We start from the raw sequence: 3069 nt of genomic DNA on the forward strand, positions 1-3069 counted from the left end.
CGGCGAACACGGCGCCACCGCCGAGCGCGACGCCGAGAACGACGAGGGCGCGGCGGACGTCGACGAGACGCCGCCCGTGGCCGAACAACGGATGAAGGACGTCGACCAGACGCCGCCGGACGAAGACGCGAGCGCGAATCGCGTCTGGGAGCGCGGCGGCGAGCCGACGCCCGACGAAGACGACGTAGACGACGTAGGCAGCGATGAGTGAGGGGACACTCTACGACAAGGTCTGGGACCGACACGAGGTCACGGAACTGCCGACGGGCCAGACGCAGCTGTTCGTCGGCCTGCACCTCGTCCACGAGGTGACGAGTCCGCAGGCGTTCGGGATGCTCGAGGAGCGCGGCCTGGACGTCGCGTACCCCGAGCGCACGCACGCGACCGTCGACCACATCGTGCCGACGGCGGACCAGTCGCGGCCGTACAGCGACGACGCCGCCGAGGAGATGATGTCCGAACTGGAGCGGAACGTCCGCGACGCGGGCATCGAGTTCGACGACCCGACGACGGGCCGCCAGGGCATCGTGCACGTCGTCGGCCCGGAGCAGGGACTCACCCAGCCCGGGATGACAATCGTCTGCGGGGACTCCCACACGGCGACCCACGGCGCGTTCGGCGCGCTGGCGTTCGGCATCGGCACCTCGCAGATCCGGGACGTGCTGGCCACGGGCTGCATCGCCATGGAGAAGCAGAAGGTCCGCCGCATCGAGGTCACCGGCGAACTCGACGAGGGCGTCACGCCGAAGGACGTCATCCTCACCGTCATCCGGCGGCTGGGCACCGACGGCGGCGTCGGCTACGTCTACGAGTACGGCGGCGAAGCCATCCAGGACATGGACATGGCGGGCCGGATGAGCATCTGCAACATGTCCATCGAGGGCGGCGCTCGCGCGGGGTACGTCAACCCCGACGAGACCACCTACGAGTACCTGGAGGGCCGCGACAGAGTTCCCGAGGGCGAGGCGTTCGAGGAGCTCAAAGCGTACTGGGAGTCCGTCGCGTCCGACGCGGACGCCGAGTACGACGACGTCGTGACCATCGACGGCAGCGAACTCGAACCCGTCGTGACGTGGGGGACGACCCCGGGCCAGGGAATCGGCATCTCCGAGGAGATTCCCGCGCCCGAGGACCTGCCCGCCGACAAGGCGGACAGCGCCAGGGCCGCACAGGAACACATGGATGTCGAACCCGGCGACACGATGGACGGCTACGAGGTCGACGTGGCGTTCCTGGGTAGCTGCACGAACGCGCGCCTGCCGGACCTCCGGGAGGCAGCCGAGGTCGTGAAGGGGCGCGAAGTCCACGAGGACGTGCGCGGCCTGGTCGTGCCGGGCAGCCAGCGCGTGAAGGCCGCCGCGGAAGCGGAAGGACTCGACGAGGTCTTCAAGGACGCGGGCTTCGAGTGGCGGGGCGCCGGCTGTTCGATGTGCCTCGGCATGAACGAGGACCAGCTGGTCGGCGACGAGCGCTGCGCGTCGTCGTCGAACCGGAACTTCGTCGGCCGACAGGGCTCGAAGGACGGCCGCACCGTCCTGATGAGCCCGCCGATGGTCGCCGCCGCGGCGGTCACCGGCGAGGTCACGGACGTCCGCGACCTGGAGCGCTTCGAGGAGGTGCGCGCATGAGCGCCGACGACGGCGACGCCGGACCCGCGGACATCGTGACCGAGGTCACCGGCACGGGCGTGCCCGTGCGCGGCAACGACATCGACACGGACCAGATCATTCCCGCGCGCTTCCTGAAGGTCGTGACGTTCGACGGCCTCGGGCAGTTCGCGTTCTTCGACGTCAGGTTCGACGACGAGGACAACCCCAAAGAGCACCCGTTCAACGAGGAGCAGTTCCAAGGCGCGAGCGTGCTCGCCGTGAACGCGAACTTCGGGTGTGGCTCCAGCAGGGAGCACGCGCCACAGGCGCTGATGCGGTGGGGCATCGACGCCATCGTCGGCGAGTCGTTCGCCGAGATCTTCGCGGGGAACTGCCTCGCGCTCGGCATCCCGACGGTCACGGCGTCACAGGAGGACGTCGAAGCCCTGCAGGACTTCATCGACCAGAACCCCGATGCCGAGGTCGAGGTCGACGTCGTCGAGGAGGAAGTACGGTACGGCGACACAGTCGTGGACGCGACCGTCGACGACGCCCAGAAGCGCGCGCTCGTCGAGGGCGTCTGGGACACGACGGCGCTGATGGGCGCCAATGCCGACACTGTGAAGGAGACGGCCGCCAGCCTCCCCTACACGAATGTCTGAGGAGATTGCAGTCGTCCCCGGGGACGGCATCGGCCGGGAAGTGACGCCAGTCGCGGTGGACGTACTCGACGCGGTCGGCGACTTCGAGTTCGTCCACCTCGACGCGGGCGACGAAGTGCTCGAAGCGCAGGGAACGGCGCTGCCCGCGGAGACGCGAGCGGGCGTCGAATCGCGCGACGCTGGTCGGGGCGGCGGGCGAGACGGCCGCGGACGTCATCCTGCCGCTGCGCTCGGCGGTTGACTCCTTCGTTAACGTCCGGCCGGCGCGCACGTATCCCGGCGTGGACGCCGTCCAGCCGGAGACGGATCTGGTGTTCCTCCGCGAGAACACCCAGGGCGTGTACTCGGGCATCGAGGACGAGATCGCGGACGGCGTGACGACGTGCACGCGCGTCATCACCGAGGACGCCAGCCGGCGCCTCGCCGAGTTCGCCTGCGACTACGCGCCCGAGGGCTTCACCGTCGCGCACAAGTCGAACGTGATGCGCGTCACCGACGGCGTGTTCAAGGACACCGTCGAGTCGGTCGCCGCCGACGAGGGCGTCCCGACCGACGAAGCGCTGATGGACGCGCTCGCGATGCACCTCGTGCAGACCCCCGAGGACTACGACGTCGTCGTCTGCCCGAACCTCGCCGGCGACGTGCTGTCGGACCTCGCGGCCGGCCTCGTCGGCGCCTCGGCCTGCTGCCGTCGGCGAACCTCGGCCCAGAGAACGGACTGTTCGAGCCGGTCCACGGCACCGCGCCGGACATCGCGGGCGAGGGCGTCGCGAACCCGACGGCCAGCGTGCTGTCGGCGGCGATGCTCCTGGAGTTCC

Annotated in this window: 2 protein-coding genes and 2 pseudogenes; all 4 read left to right on the forward strand. The window is 69.8% G+C overall.

Annotation, left to right across the window (positions count from 1 at the left end):
- Positions 1-211: pseudogene (locus GRX66_RS17865) on the forward strand (hypothetical protein); the annotation flags it as partial.
- A complete protein-coding gene (gene leuC, locus GRX66_RS17870; RefSeq protein WP_159527706.1) occupies positions 204-1628 on the forward strand; it encodes a 3-isopropylmalate dehydratase large subunit in 1425 nt (474 codons plus the stop codon). The pseudogene GRX66_RS17865 and the gene leuC, both read left to right, overlap by 8 nt.
- The gene (leuD, locus tag GRX66_RS17875; protein ID WP_159527707.1) at positions 1625-2251 is read left to right on the forward strand and encodes a 3-isopropylmalate dehydratase small subunit; all 627 of its coding nucleotides are present in this window, start codon (positions 1625-1627) and stop codon (positions 2249-2251) included. The genes leuC and leuD overlap by 4 nt, the downstream gene beginning before the upstream one ends.
- A pseudogene (locus GRX66_RS17880) lies at positions 2244-3069 on the forward strand (isocitrate/isopropylmalate family dehydrogenase); the annotation flags it as partial. The gene leuD and the pseudogene GRX66_RS17880, both read left to right, overlap by 8 nt.

It is taken from the genome of Halobacterium bonnevillei (assembly GCF_009831555.1).
GTDB lineage: Archaea > Halobacteriota > Halobacteria > Halobacteriales > Halobacteriaceae > Halobacterium > Halobacterium bonnevillei.